This window comes from Streptomyces sp. NBC_00459, from assembly GCF_036013955.1.
Classification (GTDB): domain Bacteria; phylum Actinomycetota; class Actinomycetes; order Streptomycetales; family Streptomycetaceae; genus Streptomyces.
Map to the genome: position 1 here is coordinate 931,498 of NZ_CP107903.1, position 18,564 is coordinate 950,061.

Here is an 18,564-nt window from a genome sequence, read left to right on the forward strand (position 1 = left end):
ACGGTCGGCCGCGCCGCGATCCGGCCCGCGACACAGGGAGAGAGCCCATGGGCACGGAAATCATCAGGGCCGCCGTCGACGGGCGCGGGATCGCCGAGGTGGTCGTCGACTGCCCGCCGGTCAACGCGCTGCCGGTGGCGGGCTGGTACCAGCTGGCGGAGACGGTCGAACAGCTCGGCCGCGACCCGGACGTGCACGTGGTGCTGCTGCGTGCCGAGGGCCGCGGGTTCAACGCCGGTGTGGACATCAAGGAGTTGCAGGCCGACACCGGCCACACCGCCGTCATCGGGGTGAACCGGGGCTGCTTCGCCGCGTTCGCCGCGGTCTACGACTGTGCGGTGCCGGTCGTCACCGCGGTCCACGGCTTCTGTCTGGGCGGCGGGATCGGCCTGGTCGGCAACTCGGACGTGATCGTCGCGGCCGAGGACGCCTACTTCGGGCTGCCGGAGGTGGACCGGGGTGCGCTCGGCGCCGCGACGCACCTGTCCCGACTGGTCCCGCAGCACAGGGCCAGGGCGATGATGTACACCTGCGCCACCGCGTCCGCCGCCGAACTGCACGCCTTCGGTTCGGTGTTCGACGTCGTCCCGGTCGACCGGCTGCGGGAGCGGGCACTGGAGATCGCCGCCGACATCGCCGCGAAGAACCCGGCGGTGATCCGCGCCGCCAAGGAGGCGTTCAACGGCATCGACCTGTGGGACGTCAAGCGCAGTTACCGCTACGAACAGGGCTTCACCTTCGAGATCAACCTGTCGGGCGTCGCCGCCGAGGTCCGCGACGCCTTCGGCGGCCGTACGGACGGGGAGGGGTGAACCGTGGATCTCACCTGGAGTCCCGAGGAGGAGGAGTTCCGGCAGGAGGCGCGAGGATGGCTCGCGGCGAACGTCCCCGGGAACCCGCTGCCGTCCGGTGACACCCGCGAGGGCTTCGCCGCCCATCTGGAGTGGGAGCGCACGCTGTTCGAGGCCCGCTGGTCGGTCGTGTCCTGGCCCGAGGCGTACGGCGGCCGGGACGCGTCGCTGTGGCAGTGGCTGGTCTTCGAGGACGAGTACCACCGGGCCGGGGCGCCCGCCCGGGTCACCCAGAACGGCATCTTCCTGCTGGCCCCGACCGTCTTCGCGTTCGGTACGCAGGAGCAGCAGCGGCGCATCCTGCCGAGGATGGCCGCCGCCGAGGACCTGTGGGCGCAGGGCTGGTCCGAGCCCGGCGCGGGCAGCGACCTCGCCGCCATCCGCAGCCGGGCGGTCCGCGACGAGGGGGCCGGTGGCTGGCGGCTGACCGGCCAGAAGACCTGGACGACCCGCGGCGCCTTCTGCACACATCTCTTCGGTCTCTTCCGTACGGACCCGGAGGCGGAGCGGCACCGCGGCCTCACCTACTTCCTCGTTCCGCTGGACGCGCCCGGTGTCACGGTCCGCGGCTTCGAACGCCTCGACGGCGACGAGGGGTTCGCGGAGGTATTCCTCGACGACGTCCTCGTGCCCGACGCCGATGTGCTCGGCGGGGTCGGGGAGGGCTGGCGGGTGGCGATGGCGACGACCGGGTCCGAGCGCGGGCTGACCCTGCGCTCCCCCGGCCGCTTCCTGCACACCGCCGACCGGCTGCTCGACCTGGCGCGGACAAAGGGGCCGGGGGCTCACCGGGACCGGGTCGTGCAGTCGTGGATCGAGGCCCAGGCCTATGAGTTGTTCACCCTGGAACAGGTCACCTCGATCGTCGAAGGTCGGCAGATCGGCGCCGAGTCCAGCCTGAACAAGCTGTTCTGGTCCCAGCTCGACATCGCCCTGCACGAGACGGCCAACGATCTGCTCGGCCCCGAGGCCGAGGTCGACGGGCCCTGGAGCCGCGGTTTCCTCTTCTCGCTGGCGGGCCCGATCTACGCAGGCACCAACGAGATCCAGCGCAACATCGTCGCCGAGCGGCTGCTCGGCCTGCCGAGGAGGTGACCGGAAGCGATGCGCTTCGCCGTAACCGAACGGGACACGGCTCTCGCCGAAGCCGCCGGTGAGGTGTTGGCCAAGCAGGCCGGCGCCGAGCAGATCCGGGCAGGCTGGCCGGGTGGCCGCACCGAGAGCGTCGACGCCGTGTGGCGCACGCTGGCCGGGGTCGGTGTCACCGGCGCCCTGGTGCCCGAGAACACCGACGGCAACGATCTCGGCCTCGGTCTCGACGAGAACGCGCTTCCGCCCCTGCTGGAGACGCTCGGCCGCAGCGGACTGCCGGTCCCCGCCGCCGAGACGGTGGCGGTCGGCGCCCCTCTGCTCGCCGCCGCGGGCGCGCCTCAGCTCCCTTCCGTACTGAGGGGATCGGCACTGCTCACGGTGTCCCTCGCCCCCGATGCCCCGGTCCCCTTCGCCGCACGCGCCGACCTGATCGCCGTACCCCACGGCGACGGGCTGCGCCTGTACCCGCGCGACGAGGTGGAGACCGAGCCGGTCGGGTCGGTGGACGGCTCGCGGCTGCTGGCCAGGGTCCACGCTCCGGCGGGCGGCGGGCTGTTGCTCGCCGAGGGGCCCGATGAGCTGGCCGTCGTGTACCGCCGCGGGGTGCTGGCCACAGCCGCCCTGCTGGTCGGGCTCGCCGGGCGGATGCTCGAACTGACCGTGGCCCATGTCCGGGAGCGGCACCAGTTCGGCGTACCGGTCGGTTCGTTCCAGGCGGTCAAACACGCCCTGGCCGATGTGGAGTTGGCCGTACGGTTCGCCCGGCCGGCGGTCCTCGCGGCGGGCTGGGCGCAGGCGGCCGGGGATCCGGAGACCGCCGTACGGACATCGATGGCGAAGGTGCTCGCCTCGGAAGCGGCCCGGAAGGCGGCCCGTACGGCGATCCAGTGCCATGGCGCCATGGGATACACCACGGAGTACGACCTCCATCTGTACGCCAAACGGGCCTGGGCACTGGCCGCGGACTGGGGCGGGCCGACGGAGCACCGGGAGTTCATCGCGCGGCGGCTGGGCATCGCCGGAGCGGCCGGCATCGCCAGCGAAGGGGCGGACACATGAACGGAATCTGTCGGGATCGGGTCGTCGTCGTCACCGGAGCGGGCCAGGGTCTCGGTCGCGAACACGCCCTCGCACTGGCGGCGGCGGGAGCCATGGTCGTCGTCAACGACCTGGGCGAGGCCGCGAAGGCGGTGACCGAGGAGATCGGGGCGGCCGGTGGCACCGCTGTCGCCGATCTGGGCGACATCAGCGACTGGGGGTACGCGGAGCGGCTGATCGGGCGGGCCGTCACCGAGTTCGGCACGCTGCACGCGCTGGTGAACAACGCGGGCATCAATCGGGACCGGATGCTGGTCTCGATGACCGAGGCGGACTGGGACCTGGTCCTGAAGGTCGATCTCAAGGGGCATGCGGCGCCGCTGCGGCACGCTGCCGCGTACTGGCGGGAGTTGAGCAAGCAGGGACGGCCGGTCGAGGCCCGCGTCGTCAACACCAGCTCGGGCGCGGGGTTGATGGGCAGTGTCGGCCAGGGAAACTACGGCGCCGCGAAGGCGGGCATCGCGGCGCTCACCGTGATCGCCGCCGCCGAACTGGCCCGGTACGGCGTCACCGTGAACGCGATAGCCCCCTCCGCGCGCACCCCGATGACCGAGGCGGTCGAGGCGTTCGCCGAGAAGATGCGCGCACCGGAGTCCGGCTTCGACGCCCCGCACCCCGGCAACGTATCGCCCCTGGTGGTATGGCTGGCCTCGGCCGAGTCGGGTGACGTCACCGGCCGTGTCTTCGAGGCCGAGGGCGGCACGATCGGTGTCGCCGACGGCTGGCAGCACGGACCCCAGCGGGTGCGCGACCGCCGCTGGACTCCCGATGAGATAGGCCCGGCGGTGCGCGGGCTGCTCACCGAAGCGCCTTCGCCCACGCCGGTGTACGGCGCCTGAGGGCGGCTTACGGATACGCGGCCCTGGCGCTCGGCCGCCGGGCCGTCCGCCCGCGTGCGCCGGTGCGCGCGGAGACTTCGGCCCGGCCCCTCCTGGAAGCGCCCAGCAAGCCCGAACCGGCGCCACCGCGACACGGTCGCCGCCGGTGGTCCGGTGGCCGGACCACCGGACCACCGAGCCACCGAGCCGAGGTCACGCGAAACCCTCGGCGCGTTCAACGGCGCGGCCGGAGGCAACGGCCACGTCAGCGGCCGGTGCGGATCAGCCCCGTGAGATAGCGCCACAGCGAGGAGCGCTGCCTCGCCGACGAGTCCGGCAGCTCCGTCTCGGCGGACTGCGTCGCCGGGTCGTACGCCAACCGTCGCTCGGGCACCGGGGCGAGTTCGTACCGGACCGGAAGCGACCGCAGGCCGCGCATGAACGGCGAGGAACGCCACGGCAGTTGGTCGACGGGCAGGGCGAGGTCCAGGTGCGAGAACCGCTCGAACAGCCGGCCCACTCCGACCGACGCCACCGTCGACGCGAGCTCGCGCGCCGGGCACTGGCGTGGGCCGGCACCCCAGGACAGGTGCGCCCGGGTGCTGACCGTGGTGCTCGGGCACATGTTCTCGGCGAAGAGGGGGTCGGCGTGGGCCGCGGCGGAGGAGACCCACACCGGGTCGCCCGCCCGGATCGTGTAGTTTCCCAGCGCCGTGTCCCTGGCCGCGAAGCGGGGCACGAAGTTGACCAGTGGCGGCTTGCGCATGACCACCCGGTTCATGGTCTCCCTGACCATCCCGGCGGACAGACTGGCCCGCACCCCTCCCTCGCCCGAGATGACCTCGACCACCGTGTTGGAGATGAGGATGCCGACGTGGTCGGAGGTCATGCCCAGCAGCATGAACAGCTCGCGGGCCAGTTCGTCGAGCGAGAGTTCCGGATGCGCCGCGATCAGGTACGACGGGAAGTCGTCCCCGGGCTTCTCCAGTTTCACCGCCGCCAGTTCGGCCAGTGTCGCGAGCAGCCGCTCCAGGGCGGGCTCCGCGTCCGGCCCCGCGTCCAGCACCCGCCACATGTCCATCAGCGCGTCGTCGCCCTGCGAACCGGGGAAGCCGAGCAGACGACTGGCCACCATCAGCGGCAGGGGCCGGGAGAACTGGGCGGACAGATCCGCCAGACCCGTGCTGCCGCCCTGGCCCATCAGGCTGATCAGTTCGTCGGCGTAGCCGGTGACGGCCCTCTTCAACCGCTTCGCCTGGGGGTGGCCCGGATCCTGGAACGGTTTCAGCGCCACGTCCCACGCCGCCCGCAACGGCCGGTATCCGGGGCCGCCCTGGATCAGCACATGGTTGACTTCCAAGGACGGTCCCAGCGGCCAGTCGGCGGGCACTCGGCCCTCCGAGCGGGCCCGCCACTTCTCCAGCCCCTTCGGCCACCCGTCGTCGTCCTGGAGGACCTGGAGCGACTCCTGGTAGCCCAGGACCAGCCAGGCGGGTACGCCCAGCAGATCGACCGGTGCGACCGGGCCGTGCCGCTGCCGCAGCCGTTCGTACACGAGCGCGGGACGCGTCTCGTAGTCCCTGGTCAGCAGCGGTTCAGGAGCCAACTCCTCTAACCGTGTGCCATGCAGATCCACGGATCCGCCGTCGCCCCACTGGGATTTCATCGTCTCGCCGCCCCTCCAACACTCCCCGTACCGGCACACGTCCAGCCGGTAGTTGGAAACGGTGGGGACCCTACCGCAGGGCATACGGCAGAGTAACAACGGGGGCACAACCCACAGTTGAGGACCCGGTGAAGACGGCTTCCACATGGCCGCCGCGAGGCCTCCACATCCTCTTCACGCGAGAGGGGTCAGGCCGCCGTATAGCCGAGCTGGCGCCTCATGTACGGGGTCATGAGGGTCTTGGCCTTCGCCAGGGTGGCGGTACGGCCGCCGAGGACCGCGGTCTCGCCGCCCGGCACGGGCACCATGGTCACTCCGTCGGAGGAGCCGAACGGCACGACCAGCGGGGTGCGGTGGATGGGGCGGTAGAAGCGCGGCTGCCTGCGGTGTCTGCCCGAACCCTGAAGGTACGCGCGGATGTTGTGGAAGGCGAGGTCCGCCTGGGCGAGCGCGACGGGGGTGATCTTGAGTTCGCTGACGTCGTTCACGTCGCCGACCGCGAACACGTCCGGCCAGCCTTCGACCCGAAGCGTCCGGTCGACCTTCACATGCCCGGAGGCGTTCAGCCAGTCGCTGTGACCGGCCATGCGCAGCCAGAAAGTGTTGGGGGTGATGCCCGTGGCCCAGAAGGAGCGGTCGGCGTCGATGACGTTGCCGTGGGCGTCGCGATAGGTGCCGAAGTCGTTGCCGGGCGACATGAAGCAGTCGAGCCGGACCTCCACGCCATGGGCCTCCAGCCAGGCGCGGGCCCTGTTCCCGGCCCGTTCGCTGCCCGTGGCGTGAAGCAGCGCCGGCCCGGAGTGGGCGAGGGTGACCTGGGCGTCGGGCCTCGCCAGGCGGATCTCGGCGCTGAGTTCGACGCCGGAGGGCCCGCCGCCGACGACGAGGACATGTTCCGCGGCGGCGATGTTCCGCTGGTGCCCGGCGAACGACCGGGCCGCCTCCTCGACGGTGGTGCCGGTGAAGCGGGCCGGTTCGGGGTAGTCGGCGCCGGTGGCGATCACCACCACGTCGTACGGGAGTCGCTCGCCCGTGGCCAGCACCACCTGTCGCTCGGCGGTGTCGACGCGGACCGCCTTGCCCACAACCACCCGGCCGTTGCTCATCAGCCGGTCGTACGGAATGAACGGAGTGACCGTCCATTCCGGATGCACACCGGCGCGCAGAGAGGCAATACGGTGGAAGAAGACCTCCTTGCGGTCCACCAACGTGACGTTCGCCGTCTCGTCCAGTCGTTTCGCCAGCCGCACGCCGGCATAGCCGCCGCCGATCACCACTACGTCGCCGTCACGCACACCGAGTCTCCTGTGCCTGTGGGGGGAGCGAGTACCCGGGCGTGGGGGGCGCGTGGACACTCGACTGACGCAGAGCGTAGCGCTTGAAACTTAAAGAGCTGATGAACTTCGGTGTGCATTCTGTGAAGCGACGGCGCGGATGCCCGCTCTCACGGCATACGGCGCCGGCTCCGGCCGTCACCGTCACCCCCTGATCCGGCGTAAGTATGGTGATCCCGTGAAAGCACTGCTGTTGCCCGGTGAGAAGAAAGGTTCAACCAGGTGAGCTCCAGGATCCAGCCGACCGCGCAGGTCGACGAAACGGCCACGATCGGCGACGGGACGACGGTCTGGGATCTGGCCCAGATACGGGAGGACGCCCGGCTGGGCAGCGGGTGCATCGTGGGCCGGGGAGCGTATGTCGGCCCGGGGGTGCGGATCGGCGACAACGTGAAGCTCCAGAACTACGCGCTGGTCTACGAACCCGCGGTGCTCGGTGACGGGGTGTTCGTCGGCCCTGCGGCGGTTTTCACCAACGACCACTTCCCCCGCTCGGTGGACCCGGAGGGCCGGCTCAAGCGCGGCGGCGACTGGGAGGCCGTGGCGGTGGTCGTCGACGAGGGTGCGTCGGTGGGGGCCCGTTCGGTGTGCGTGGCGCCGGTGCGCATCGGCCGTTGGGCGCTGGTCGCCGCGGGCGCCGTGGTGACCCGGGACGTACCGGACTTCGCGCTCGTGGTCGGCGTTCCGGCCCGCCGGATCGGCTGGGTCGGCCGGGCCGGCGTACGGCTCACCGAGCGGGAAGACGCGCCGGGCGTATGGGAGTGCCCCGAGACGGGCGCGCTGTACGAGGAGAAGGACAACGAGCTCGTCGAGCGCGCGTAACTTTTGCGTCCCACAAAACGCAAATCTTCGAACATCTACAGGCATAACATGTGTGCGAACTATGCAGACCAAGCACAATGAGCACACTGACCAGTGCCCAGGGGGGGTTACCGGGTGGATACGCCTGTGCCAAAAGCGAGGAGCGACAACCGCTCCGACGCCTTACGTCCGACACCTGCTGTCTGATGTCTGATTCCTGACGTCCATTGCCCGATGTCCGACGTTTGTCTTCGCCGCGCGCCCATGCCGTGCCGTGGCGCTCACCAGTCTGTTCACCACAGGACCCACAGGGGGGTTGGTGTGCCCAAACCATGACCACCACACGTCTGACAGCGCTCGGTCGTGAGGAACCACCGCTGCTCGCGCTCGCCCAACGCCTCCTCGCGCTCGCCGAGTCGGGGCTGCCGTCGATGCTGCTTCCCGGCGGCGAAGCCTTCGTCTTCACCATGGTCGGCCGGGAAGCCCCGGGCGGTTCCTGGACCTTGGAGCGGCGCGGCACCAGCACCCGGTACGCGGCCATCACCGCGCTGGGCGCCCAGTACCTCCCGGAGGACCGCCAGCGCGCGGTGCTCGGCGGGCACACGGCCCAGGAGTTCACGGGTCTGCTGGTCCAGTCGCTACCCACGGTGACCAACCTCGGTGACGCGGCGCTCATCGCGTGGGCCGCCGCCGAGACCGACCACCCCAAACTGTCCGACGCGCTCGCGCGCGTCGACGCACTGGACGACGAGGGCCGGCCGCAGTACACCGTCGAGGCGGCATGGGTGTTGTCCGCCCTCGCGGCGGCGCGCAGCACGGTCGATGTGGAGAGACGTTTCACCGCAGCTCGCGACCGCCTTCTGCGGGCCCGGATCGGGGACAGCCCGCTGTTCCCGCACGCCACCGGACCCGGCCTGGTGCCCTGGTACCGGTCGCATGTGTCCTGCTTCGCCGACCAGACGTATCCGCTCCAGGCCCTGGCCCGCGCACACGCCAGCGGCGACGGTGACGGCGATCCGGAGGCGCTGGCCGCCTCCGAGGCGTGTGCGGCGCGCATCTGTGAGCTGCAGGGCGACGGCGGGCAGTGGTGGTGGCACTACGACGCGCGCACCGGCGGTGTCGTGGAGGGCTACCCGGTCTACAGCGTCCACCAGCACGCGATGGCGCCGACCGCCCTGTTCGATCTGACCGACGCGGGCGGCAGCGACTTCGGCGCGTCGATCCGCAAGGGCCTGCGCTGGATGACGGACGTGCCAGAACTGGCCGCCGGGAACGAGGAGTCGATGATCCTCGACGAGCTCGGCGTCACCTGGCGCAAGGTCTACCGGGGCGACCCGAAGAAGGCCGTACGCGCCGCCCGGGGACTCGGTACCCGAGTCGCTCCGAACCTCCGGCTGAAGTCCCTGGACCGGGTGTACCGCCCGGTTTCCGTGGACCGCGAATGCCGGCCGTACGAATTCGGCTGGATGCTCCACGCCTGGCTGGGGGGACGAATATGAGCGAGCGCCGGACCCTGTTCGGGGTCGAGCTGGACCCGCTGACCATGGACGAGACCGTGCAGCGCTGCCTCGAAGCTGTCCGTGAGGGCAGACAGTTGGAGATCGGGGTGGTCAACGCCGCGAAGCTGGTCAACATGCGGCGCGACCCGCGGCTCGCCGACGCCGTGTCGGGCTGCGATCTCGTCGTCGCCGACGGACAGGCCGTTGTCTGGGCCGGCCGGGTGCTGCGCGCCCCGCTGCCGGAACGGGTGGCCGGTATCGACCTGTTCATGCGGCTGCTTGCCGAGGCCGAGACGGCGGGCATGTCCGTGTACTTCCTGGGCGCCAAGGAGGAAGTGCTGGAGGAGATGCTGCGCCGGGTGGCCGACCGCTTCCCCGGCCTGAAGGTGGCCGGCAGCCGCAACGGCTACTTCGCAGACTCCCAGCAGGAATCCATCGCCGGCGCGATCGCCGACAGCGGCGCCCAGATGCTGTTCCTCGGCATGACCTCGCCGAAGAAGGAGATCTTCACCGCCGCCTACGGCGAACACACCGGCGCCCGCGTCGTGCACGGTGTCGGCGGCTCCTTCGACATCCTGGCCGGGATCACCAAGCGGGCCCCCGAGGTCTGGCAGCGGTGGGGAGTCGAGTGGCTCTACCGCGCCTTGCAGGAACCGCGCCGCCTGGGCCGGCGCTACCTCACCACCAATGCCGCCTTCCTTCTCATGACGGCGCGGGAGCTCATCCGGCTCACCCCGTCGCCCGCCTCCGCGAACAGGAGCAACTGATGCGCGTAGTCGTGGTCGGACAGGGATACGTCGGCCTTCCGCTGGCCATCCGCGCCGCCGAGGTCGGACACGAGGTGATCGGCTACGACGTCGACTCCCGGCGGATCAAGACCCTCGCCGCCGGTGAGTCGTTCGTCGAGGACGTCTCCTCCGAGCGGATCCGCGCGGCGCTGGACAACGGCTCGTACCGCCCGAGCGAGTCGGCCCGTGACTGCGGCGGTTTCGACATCGCCGTGGTGACCGTGCCGACCCCGCTGCACGAGGGCACGCCCGACCTCCGTTACATCAGGGAGTCGGCGGTCACCCTCGCCCGGTATCTGCGCCCCGGGGCCACCGTCGTCCTGGAGTCGACGACCTACCCCGGCACCACCCAGGAGCTGTTCGCGCCGATCCTGGAGGACGGCTCGGGCCTCAGCGCGGGCGCCGACTTCCACCTCGGGTACAGCCCGGAGCGGATCGACCCCGGAAACGCCGTCTGGGGTTTCAAGGAGACCCCGAAGGTCGTGTCCGGGGTCAACGAGGCCTCGCTCAAGGCCGTGCAGGACTTCTACGCGCAACTCGTCGACACCACCGTGCCGGTGAGCTCGCCCAAGGAGGCCGAACTCGCAAAGCTGCTGGAGAACACCTTCCGGCATGTGAACATCGCGCTGGTCAACGAGATCGCGATGTTCGCCCACCACCTGGACATCGACGTCTGGCAGGCCATCGACGCGGCCTCCAGTAAGCCCTTCGGCTTCATGAAGTTCACGCCCGGACCGGGTGTCGGCGGCCACTGCCTGCCGATCGACCCCTCGTACCTGTCCTGGCGGGTGCAGCGCGAACTCGGCCAGAGCTTCCGCTTCGTGGAGCTGGCCAACGACATCAACAACCACATGCCCGAGTACGTGGCCCGACGCATCAGCGACCTGTTCAACGAGAGACGCCGTGCGGTGAACGGCTCACGCATCCTGTTGCTCGGTCTGGCGTACAAGAAGAACACCAGCGACGCCCGCGAGTCGCCCGCCCTGCGCATCTCCCAGCTTCTGCTCGACGCGGGGGCCCAGGTCAGGGCAGCCGATCCGCACGTGGTCGAGAGCCTGCCGGTGGACAGCCGGCTGGTACGGGTCGAACCGACCCCGGAGGAGCTGTCGGCCGCCGACGTGGTGGTCCTGCTCACCGACCACGACAGCTTCGACTACGAACTCATCACCGAACACGCCCCCTTTGTCCTCGACTGCCGCCGACGGCTGGCCGCGGGACCCACGATCGAGGTGCTCTGAACCATGACGCGAGTCGTCTGCGTCGCCGGGGCGCGACCCAACTACATGAAGATCAAACCGGTGATGGACGCCCTGGAACGCCGGGGCACAGAGGTGCTCCTCGTCCACACCGGCCAGCACTACGACCCGGCGATGAACGACGTGTTCTTCGCCGACCTCGGCATCCGGCCGCCCGACCGCTTCCTCGGGGTCGGCTCCGGCAGCCACGCCGAGCAGACCGGGCGCGTGATGACCGCGTTCGAACCGCTCCTCGACGAGGTGTCCCCGGACATCGTCGTGGTGGTCGGCGACATCAACTCCACCCTGGCCTGTGCCCTGGTCACCGCGAAGGCCGGGCCGCTGCTGGCGCACGTCGAGGCGGGCCTGCGCAGCCGCGACTGGAGCATGCCGGAGGAGGTCAACCGCGTCGCCACCGACCGGGTCAGCGACTATCTGCTGGCCCCCTCGCCCGACGCCGTCGAGAACCTGCGCGCGGAGGGGTACCGGGAGGACCAGATCCACCTGGTCGGCAACGTCATGATCGACACGTTGCTGGCGAACCTGGAGCGGGCCAGAGCCTCCGCCGTCCTGGACGAATACGGCCTGGCCAAGGGCGAGTACGGCCTTGTCACCCTGCACCGGCCGGCCAATGTGGACGACCCCGAGGTCCTCACCGGGCTGCTGAAGGCCCTGGGAGAGATCGCGGGCCGCCTGCCGCTCGTGCTGCCCGTGCATCCGCGGGCCGCGGACAAGCTGGCCAAGATCGGCGTCCCTGGGGGCATCCGGCTCGTACCGCCCGCCGGATACCTGGACTTCATCGCCCTGCAGGATTCCGCCCGCGTCGTGCTGACGGACTCCGGTGGCATCCAGGAGGAGACCACCGCACTGGGTGTGCCGTGTGTGACCCTCCGGGACAACACCGAGCGGCCCATCACCGTCGAGCAGGGCACCAATGTGCTGGCCGGCCGGGATCCGGCGCGGATCGTGTCCACCGTGAACCGGGTGCTGGACGCTCCGCCCGCACCGCGCAGACCCGAGCTGTGGGACGGCCGCGCGAGCGACCGGATCGCCGATGTGCTGCTGGAGGGGGGAACCGCGAGCACCCGGCAGAGACCGACCGACCTGCCGAGAACCGTGGACGGCACGTTCCCCATATGATCCGCTTGAAACACATGCTCGTAGAACATTTGGCCGCAATGGGGGACCGCCATGGATCTCGCTGAGATCTTCCGTGTCACGCGCAGGCGTTGGTACGTCCTGTTGCCCGGACTGCTGCTGACCGCCGGGATGGTGGCCGCCGTGGTACTGCTCGTTCCGGTCACCTACCAGTCGCAGAGCACGGTGCAGCTGCTGAACTCCCCGAAGGCCACCGTCGCCTACGGCGGCAATCCCTTCCTCAGCACGCAGACCTCGCTCACCGGCATGGCCGACAGCCTGGCCCGCAACCTCAACTCCGACGGCTCCGTCCGGGAACTCAAGTCCCGTGGCGCCACCGGTACGTTCGAGGCCAAGATCGCCGACAACGCCCAGGGGCCGCTGATGTGGCTCACGGTCACCGGCACCGACAAGGCAGCGGTCCTGGCCTCGGACCGCATCCTGACCGCGTATGCCACGGACCGGCTGAAGCAGTTCCAGGAACAGCAGTCGGTCGAGCCGAAGGCCATGATCCAGATGATGACGATCGTGGTCCCTCAGCCGCCGGTGGCGCAGACCAAGACCCGGCTCGAGTACATGATCATGGCCGGCGGCATGGGCCTGGTGCTGAGCCTGGTCGCCGTCTTCTACGTGGAGGCTCGCCGCCGAACGCGCCCGGCGGCGAACTCCGAGGAACCCGAACCGTCGGTCGACGCGCCCGAGCCGGAGCCGGCGGCCGAGTCCCGTGCCACCGCCCCCCGGCCGGCGGCCGAGGAGTCGGTCGCGGAACAGACGATCGCTCTGCGCACCCCGCCCGCCTGGGCGCGGTCCGCCAACAGGCCCGCCGCGGAGCCGAGAGCGGGACGGGCCGCCACGGTCGTGGCACCCGCCGCCGAGCCGCTCGACGAGGAGTCGACTCATGGACAGCGTTCGCACACCGGACAGCGGGACCGCTGAACCCAGCAGCACGCCCGCTCCGGCCGCTGCCCCCTCCCTGGGCGGGAAGGTCCGTTCGGCTGCCCGCTGGAGCCTGATCAACACCGTCGTCATGCGGCTGGGCAACTTCGCGACCGGCATCCTGCTGGCGCGCTTCGCCCTCGGACCGGCGGAGTGGGGCGTCTACGGCATCGCCCAGACCGTGCTGCTGGTCCTGTTGTCCGCGAACGAACTGGGCGTCGGCCTGGCCATCGTGCGCTGGGAGGGCGACGCACGGCGGTTCGCGCCGACCGTGCTGACCCTCAGCGCCCTCTCCAGCGGCCTGCTGTACGTGGCGCTGTTCGCGGCGGCGCCGACGGTGGCGGGCCTGCTCGGCTCGCCGGACGCGGCGAACGTACTGCGGGTGATGTGCCTGTGCGTGGTGATCGACGGGGTGGCGCAGGTGCCCGCCGGCTTCCTCACCCGGGAGTTCGCCCAGGGCAAGCGGATGATCGTCGACGCGCTCAACTTCGTGGTCAGCACCTCGGTGACGCTGCTGCTGGCCTTCGAGGGCTGGGGCGCGATGAGCTTCGCCTGGGGTGCCGTGGCGGGGAACGTCGTGACGCTGATCGGCTGTGCGCTGGCGGCGCCGGGCACCCTGAAGTTCGGCTGGGACCCCGATCAGGCCCGGGCGCTGCTCAGGTTCGGGCTTCCGCTGGCGGGGGCGAGCATGCTGGCCCTCGCGGTGGTCAACGTCGACACCATGGTGGTGGGCGCGACGCTGGGCAGTGTCTCCCTGGGCTTCTACGTGCTCGCCTTCAACATGTCCGGCTGGCCCGTGCGGATCATCTCGGAGGCCGCCCGCCGGGTCTCCTTCGCCGGCTTCTCCCGCCTGGCCGACTCACCGCAGGCGCTCGCCCAGGGCTTCAGCCGCGCGCTGGGTGTGGTGATCACCGGCACCGTCCCGCTGTGCGTCCTGCTGGCCTGCCTCGCGGAGCCGGCCATCGTGACGATCTACGGAGACCGGTGGGGTCCCGCCGCCGCGGCACTGCCCTGGCTGATGGTCCTCGGCCTGATCCGCATCGGCAGTGAACTCGCCTACGACTGCCTGGTCGCGATCGGACAGCGCCGGTCGCTCTTCTTGGTGCAGGGCCTGTGGCTGGCGGCCCTGGTCCCGGTGCTTCTCGTCGCCGCCCGTCTGAACGGAATCGTCGGGGTCGCGCAGGCCCATGTGCTGGTCGCCGGCGGCCTGGTGGTGCCCGTGTTCCTGGTCGCCCTGCACCGTGGCGGCATCGGTTTCGGCCGGGTCGCCAGGGCCTGCGCGTGGCCCTTCTTCGGCGGGGCCGTGATGGCCGCGATCGTCCTCGGCCTCCAGCGCCTGTTCGGCGACGGCCGGCTCGCGCTTCTCGCCATCAGCACGATCGCCCTGGCCGGCTACACGCTGTGCGTACTGCCCAGCCGCGACTTCCTGCGCGGTGTCGACGGCGGCGACCGGCCCCACCGCGGCCGACACCGGTCCTCCGCACCGGTCCGGCCTCCCCAAGAGGACATGAGGTGAACCTGATGTCACCGCGCATCAGCCGGAACTCGCTCGTGGGACTGCTGCTCGCGGCGTTGCTGGTGGTCCTCGGCGCGGCCTGCTCGGGATCAGGATCGGACGACCGGTCCGCGTCGCAGGACTGCACGGACGACGGGCCGACCTGCCGTACCAGCGGGTCCTCGCCGCCTGCGAGCCCCACTCCGTCGGCCACTGTCGGCGAGGCGACGAGCAGCCCCACCGCCTCGCCGTCCCCGACGAAGAAGCCCACCCCGACCACCAGGCCCACCCCGCCCCGGCAACCGACCGCGACGGCAGGCACCGGCAGCGCGTCCGGCGCCCCGGCGGCCAGGACCGGCTGCGCCTCCCCCGGCGACTGCGGCTTCCCCGACGCCGACACCACCGGCCCGCGGATCGCCCTCAAGCCCCAGAACACCGGGTACTGGGCCATCCGTACCGACGGTCTCGTCATCCGGGGCCGGGACATCACCGGCTCGCTCGACATCTACGCGAACAACGTCACCGTCATCGACACCAGGATCACGTCGGACAACTGGTGGGGCATCAACCTTCGCCCCGGCTTCAGCGGCCTCAAGGTCCTGCACTCCACCATCACGGCCGTGCCCGGCAAGGGTCCGGACAACGGCGGTGTGGACTACGCGGTGTCCAACATGGGGGTCAGCTCCATCGAGGTCGGCTGGTGCGACGTCTCGGTGTTCGGCGACGCCCTGTCCATGGGGCAGGGGAACCTGCACGACAACTACGTGCACGACATCGAGCCGTTCATCAACCTGGGCGGCGAGTGGCAGCACACCAACACGGTGATCAGCGGCGGCGGCAACACCGGCCACCTGATCATCCGCCACAACACCCTGCTGAACCCGACCAGCCTCAAGCAGGGCGCCTCGGGGAGCATCGGCCTGTTCGCGGACACCGGCGTGGTCCGCAACGTCACCGTGGACGACAACTGGATAGCCGGCGGCGCCTACGCCCTGTACGGCGGCAGCACCGGCGCCACCGGGATCAGGGTCACCGACAACATCTTCTCGACGGAGTACCACCCCGCCTCCGGCGGATACGGCGTCGTCGCCCACTGGAACACGGGCGGTGCCGGAAACGTGTGGCGGAACAACCGGATGTCCGACGGCAGGTTGATCCAGCCGGAGCCGTCGTCGTGAGCGGGTTCGTGCGCCGGGTCGCACGGGCGCCCTGGACCCTGCTCAAGGCGCTGTTCGGCTGGCTGGTGCTCTTCGAGGTCAGGAACAAGGTCCTGCTGGCCCCCACCGCGGTGCGGCTGCGCCGGATCGAGGCCGCCGAGACCCGACGGCTCGCCGCCGGCCTGCCGTCGCCGCCCTCGGCGCTGGTCACCACGGTGATCGCGACCCACCGACGTCCCGAGGCGCTGTGTGCCGCGGTGCGCTCGGCTCTGGACCAGACCGTTCGCGACCAGGTCGTGATCGTGGTCGACGACGGCGCCGGGCTGCCCGGCGAACTCCCCGACGACCCGAGGCTGTTCGCCGTTTCACTGAACCACAACACCGGCGTGGCGGGAGTCGTGCGCAACGTGGGCATCCGCCTCGGCCGCTCGCGGTACGTGGCGTTCCTGGACGACGACAACCTGTGGGAACCCGACCATCTGGAACGGGCGTTGGCGGTCCTGGAGTCCCCCGGCGGCCCCGACGGCGTCTACACGGCGCTGCGCCGCGTCCTGCCCGACGGCAGCGAGAAGGACATCCTGTCGGTGCCCTACGACCGGCGCAGGGCCGCCCGCGAGTCCTTCCTGGACACCAACGCCTTCGTCGCCCGCCGCAATCGCTCCCTGCACTTCAGCCGCCTGCGCCGGACACCGGAGGTGATGCCCCGGGAGGACTGGGAGCTGATCCACCGGTACGCCCGCAGGCACCGGGTGCTCCATGTGCCCCACCCCACCGTCCGATACCTGGTGAACCCGGCCAGCTTCTACACCGAGTGGTGACAGCCGGATGAAGCCGCCCTGCTACGCCGACCGTTGTTCCTCCCCCGCCGTCCCTCTCCCGTTCCGAACACAGGTGGTTGATCCCATGCCCCGCTCCCGCGCCCTCAGGAACAAGTTCGTCGACGCACCCGGCTCGCTGGGCGAACGCATGCGCATCGCCCGCTGGGAGCGGTTTCGACGGTGCTTCCCCGGCATCGAGAACATGAGCGTCCTGGACCTGGGCGGGACGGCCGAGATGTGGCTGCGCGCACCGGTGCGCGCCAAGCACGTCCACCTGATCAACCTGGCGGAACACCCCGCGGAACTGCCCGACTGGATCACCGCCGAGGTCGCCGACGTCACCGACGAGACGGTCGCCGCCGAGCTGAGCGCCAAGGGCGGCTACGACCTGGTGTTCTCCAACTCGACGATCGAGCACGTGGGCGGCCACAGCCAGCGCCGCAAGTTCGTCTCGGCCGTCGAGTCACTGGCGCCGCTGCACTGGATCCAGACGCCGTACCGGTACTTCCCCGTCGAGCCCCACTTCGTGGCGCCCGGCTTCCAGTTCCTGCCGCTGGCCGCCAGGGCACGTCTCGTACGCCGCTGGCCGCTGGTCCACAGCCGCCCCGACAGCCCGGAGTCGGCGATGGACGCGGTGATCAACATCGAGCTGCTGACCCGCACCGAAATGCGCTATCTGTTCCCCGACTCGGTGCTTCTCAGCGAGCGGGTGCTCGGTGCCCCGAAGTCACTCATAGCCGTCAGAACGGAGCCCGTATGCTGAACAACCTGGTCAACAGACATGACGCGGACCGGTTACTGCGCAAGGTACGGCGATTAGAACTCGACCCGGTACTGGCCAAGTTACGGGTGCGGGGCGGTGCGCGAGTCGTCCAGCACTGGTCCCGGGTCGACCCGTCGCTGACGGAGTGGTGGGCGATACCGGCGGTCGTCAAACGCTGGAACCTGCTGATGACCGGCGACCCCGACACCTCCTTTCCCGAGTACGTGGCCGCCGAGCATCTCGCGCCACGCACCGATCTGCGGGGCCTGTCGTTGGGGTGCGGCACCGGCGGCAATGAACTTCTCTGGGCGAGGACCGGCGCGTTCGGCCTCCTGGAGGGCGTGGACGTGGCGCAGCAGCGGATCGACTTCGCCACCCGCACCGCCACCGAGCAGGGCCTCGCCGACGTCCTGCGCTTCCGGGTCAGTGACGTCAACCGGATGACCGGCGACGGGGAACGGTTCGACGTACTGCTGGGTCTGCAGTCACTGCACCATTTCGACGACCTCGACGAGACCCTGCCGCGACTGTCCCAACTGATCGAGCCCGGCGGGACGTTCGTGGTCGACGAGTTCGTCGGTCCCACCCGGTTCCAGTGGACCGACGGCCAGTTGGAGGCGGCGAACGACCTCCTGGCCCAACTGCCCGAGGAACGGCGGCGCCTGGCCGACGGCCGGATCAAGCACCGTGTCGTGCGGCCCAGCAGACTGTCGATGGTGCTGGACGATCCCTCGGAGGCGGTCGACGCGGCGGCGCTGCTGCCGGGCCTGCGGCGCGAGTTCGACGTCGTCGAGGAACGGCCGTACGGGGGTACGGTGCTGCACATCGCGTTCTCGGGGATCGCACACAACTTCCTTGACCAGGAGCCCGAGACGCTGGCGCTGCTGGAGTTGTGCTTTGCCGCGGAGGACGCGGTGCTTTCTGATGTGGGGCACGATTTCGTGGCCATGGTGTGTCGGCCTCGGAGTACGGCAGCGGGCTGAGGGGGTGCCTCGATCTGCTGGCGGCCGGCTGCGGCGCCGTCGTGGCTGGTCGCGCAGTTCCCCGCGCCCCTTCGGTGCGCCCCTGTGGGCGCT

At 70.4% G+C, this 18,564-nt stretch carries 17 protein-coding genes; 15 read left to right on the top strand and 2 right to left on the bottom strand.

The genetic code is table 11. The features are described 5' to 3' along the window. The first annotated feature begins 47 nt into the window (after positions 1-47). Genes OHN74_RS03935 through OHN74_RS03950 form a run of 4 tightly spaced genes read left to right on the top strand, consistent with a single transcriptional unit; the run spans position 48 to position 3,880 of the window. Positions 48-812 (top strand): enoyl-CoA hydratase family protein, encoded by a 765-nt coding sequence (locus tag OHN74_RS03935; RefSeq protein WP_327693107.1) that lies wholly within the window; start codon positions 48-50, stop codon positions 810-812. Between the two features lie 3 nt (positions 813-815). Beyond that, the gene (locus OHN74_RS03940) at positions 816-1,946 is read left to right on the top strand and encodes an acyl-CoA dehydrogenase family protein (RefSeq protein ID WP_327693108.1); all 1,131 of its coding nucleotides are present in this window, start codon (positions 816-818) and stop codon (positions 1,944-1,946) included. A 9-nt stretch (positions 1,947-1,955) separates the two neighbouring features. After that, the gene (locus OHN74_RS03945; RefSeq protein ID WP_327693109.1) at positions 1,956-3,002 is read left to right on the top strand and encodes an acyl-CoA dehydrogenase family protein; all 1,047 of its coding nucleotides are present in this window, start codon (positions 1,956-1,958) and stop codon (positions 3,000-3,002) included. Next, on the top strand, positions 2,999-3,880 hold the full coding sequence (locus OHN74_RS03950) for an SDR family oxidoreductase (protein ID WP_327693110.1): 882 nt from the start codon (positions 2,999-3,001) through the stop codon (positions 3,878-3,880). The genes OHN74_RS03945 and OHN74_RS03950 overlap by 4 nt, the downstream gene beginning before the upstream one ends. 244 nt (positions 3,881-4,124) lie before the next feature. Here the strand turns inward: OHN74_RS03950 and OHN74_RS03955 are convergent, their stop codons facing one another. Further along, positions 4,125-5,525, bottom strand: coding sequence for a cytochrome P450 (locus tag OHN74_RS03955; RefSeq protein ID WP_327693111.1), 1,401 nt, complete (start codon positions 5,523-5,525; stop codon positions 4,125-4,127). Between the two features lie 188 nt (positions 5,526-5,713). After that, positions 5,714-6,820 carry an NAD(P)/FAD-dependent oxidoreductase gene (locus tag OHN74_RS03960; RefSeq protein ID WP_327693112.1) on the bottom strand — a complete coding sequence of 369 codons (1,107 nt, stop codon included), beginning with the start codon at positions 6,818-6,820 and terminating at the stop codon, positions 5,714-5,716. A gap of 261 nt (positions 6,821-7,081) precedes the next feature. Here OHN74_RS03960 and OHN74_RS03965 point away from each other — a divergent pair, with 261 nt between their 5' ends. The 11 genes from OHN74_RS03965 (at position 7,082) to OHN74_RS04015 (ending at position 18,471) form a co-directional block, all read left to right on the top strand. After that, positions 7,082-7,681: an acyltransferase gene (locus OHN74_RS03965; protein WP_327693113.1), complete on the top strand. Its 600-nt coding sequence runs from the start codon at positions 7,082-7,084 to the stop codon at positions 7,679-7,681. A gap of 311 nt (positions 7,682-7,992) precedes the next feature. Beyond that, positions 7,993-9,159 (top strand): hypothetical protein, encoded by a 1,167-nt coding sequence (locus OHN74_RS03970; RefSeq protein WP_327693114.1) that lies wholly within the window; start codon positions 7,993-7,995, stop codon positions 9,157-9,159. Further along, positions 9,156-9,926 (top strand): WecB/TagA/CpsF family glycosyltransferase, encoded by a 771-nt coding sequence (locus OHN74_RS03975; protein ID WP_327693115.1) that lies wholly within the window; start codon positions 9,156-9,158, stop codon positions 9,924-9,926. Before OHN74_RS03970 ends, OHN74_RS03975 begins: the two co-directional genes overlap by 4 nt. After that, entirely contained in the window at positions 9,926-11,185 is a 1,260-nt protein-coding gene (locus tag OHN74_RS03980; RefSeq protein WP_327693116.1) for a nucleotide sugar dehydrogenase, read from the top strand. Before OHN74_RS03975 ends, OHN74_RS03980 begins: the two co-directional genes overlap by 1 nt. A 3-nt stretch (positions 11,186-11,188) precedes the next feature. After that, positions 11,189-12,322, top strand: coding sequence for a non-hydrolyzing UDP-N-acetylglucosamine 2-epimerase (wecB, locus tag OHN74_RS03985; RefSeq protein WP_327693117.1), 1,134 nt, complete (start codon positions 11,189-11,191; stop codon positions 12,320-12,322). A 51-nt stretch (positions 12,323-12,373) separates the two neighbouring features. Further along, on the top strand, positions 12,374-13,255 hold the full coding sequence (locus OHN74_RS03990) for a chain length determinant protein (protein ID WP_327693118.1): 882 nt from the start codon (positions 12,374-12,376) through the stop codon (positions 13,253-13,255). Continuing rightward, positions 13,218-14,771 (top strand): lipopolysaccharide biosynthesis protein, encoded by a 1,554-nt coding sequence (locus OHN74_RS03995; protein WP_327693119.1) that lies wholly within the window; start codon positions 13,218-13,220, stop codon positions 14,769-14,771. Before OHN74_RS03990 ends, OHN74_RS03995 begins: the two co-directional genes overlap by 38 nt. A gap of 5 nt (positions 14,772-14,776) precedes the next feature. Next, complete coding sequence (locus OHN74_RS04000) at positions 14,777-15,928, top strand: hypothetical protein (RefSeq protein ID WP_327693120.1); 1,152 nt, start codon at positions 14,777-14,779, stop codon at positions 15,926-15,928. Beyond that, positions 15,925-16,725 carry a glycosyltransferase family 2 protein gene (locus OHN74_RS04005; protein ID WP_327693121.1) on the top strand — a complete coding sequence of 267 codons (801 nt, stop codon included), beginning with the start codon at positions 15,925-15,927 and terminating at the stop codon, positions 16,723-16,725. Before OHN74_RS04000 ends, OHN74_RS04005 begins: the two co-directional genes overlap by 4 nt. An 85-nt stretch (positions 16,726-16,810) precedes the next feature. After that, the gene (locus tag OHN74_RS04010) at positions 16,811-17,488 is read left to right on the top strand and encodes a class I SAM-dependent methyltransferase (protein ID WP_327693122.1); all 678 of its coding nucleotides are present in this window, start codon (positions 16,811-16,813) and stop codon (positions 17,486-17,488) included. Beyond that, complete coding sequence (locus OHN74_RS04015) at positions 17,482-18,471, top strand: class I SAM-dependent methyltransferase (RefSeq protein WP_327693123.1); 990 nt, start codon at positions 17,482-17,484, stop codon at positions 18,469-18,471. The genes OHN74_RS04010 and OHN74_RS04015 overlap by 7 nt, the downstream gene beginning before the upstream one ends. Positions 18,472-18,564: the final 93 nt, after the last annotated feature.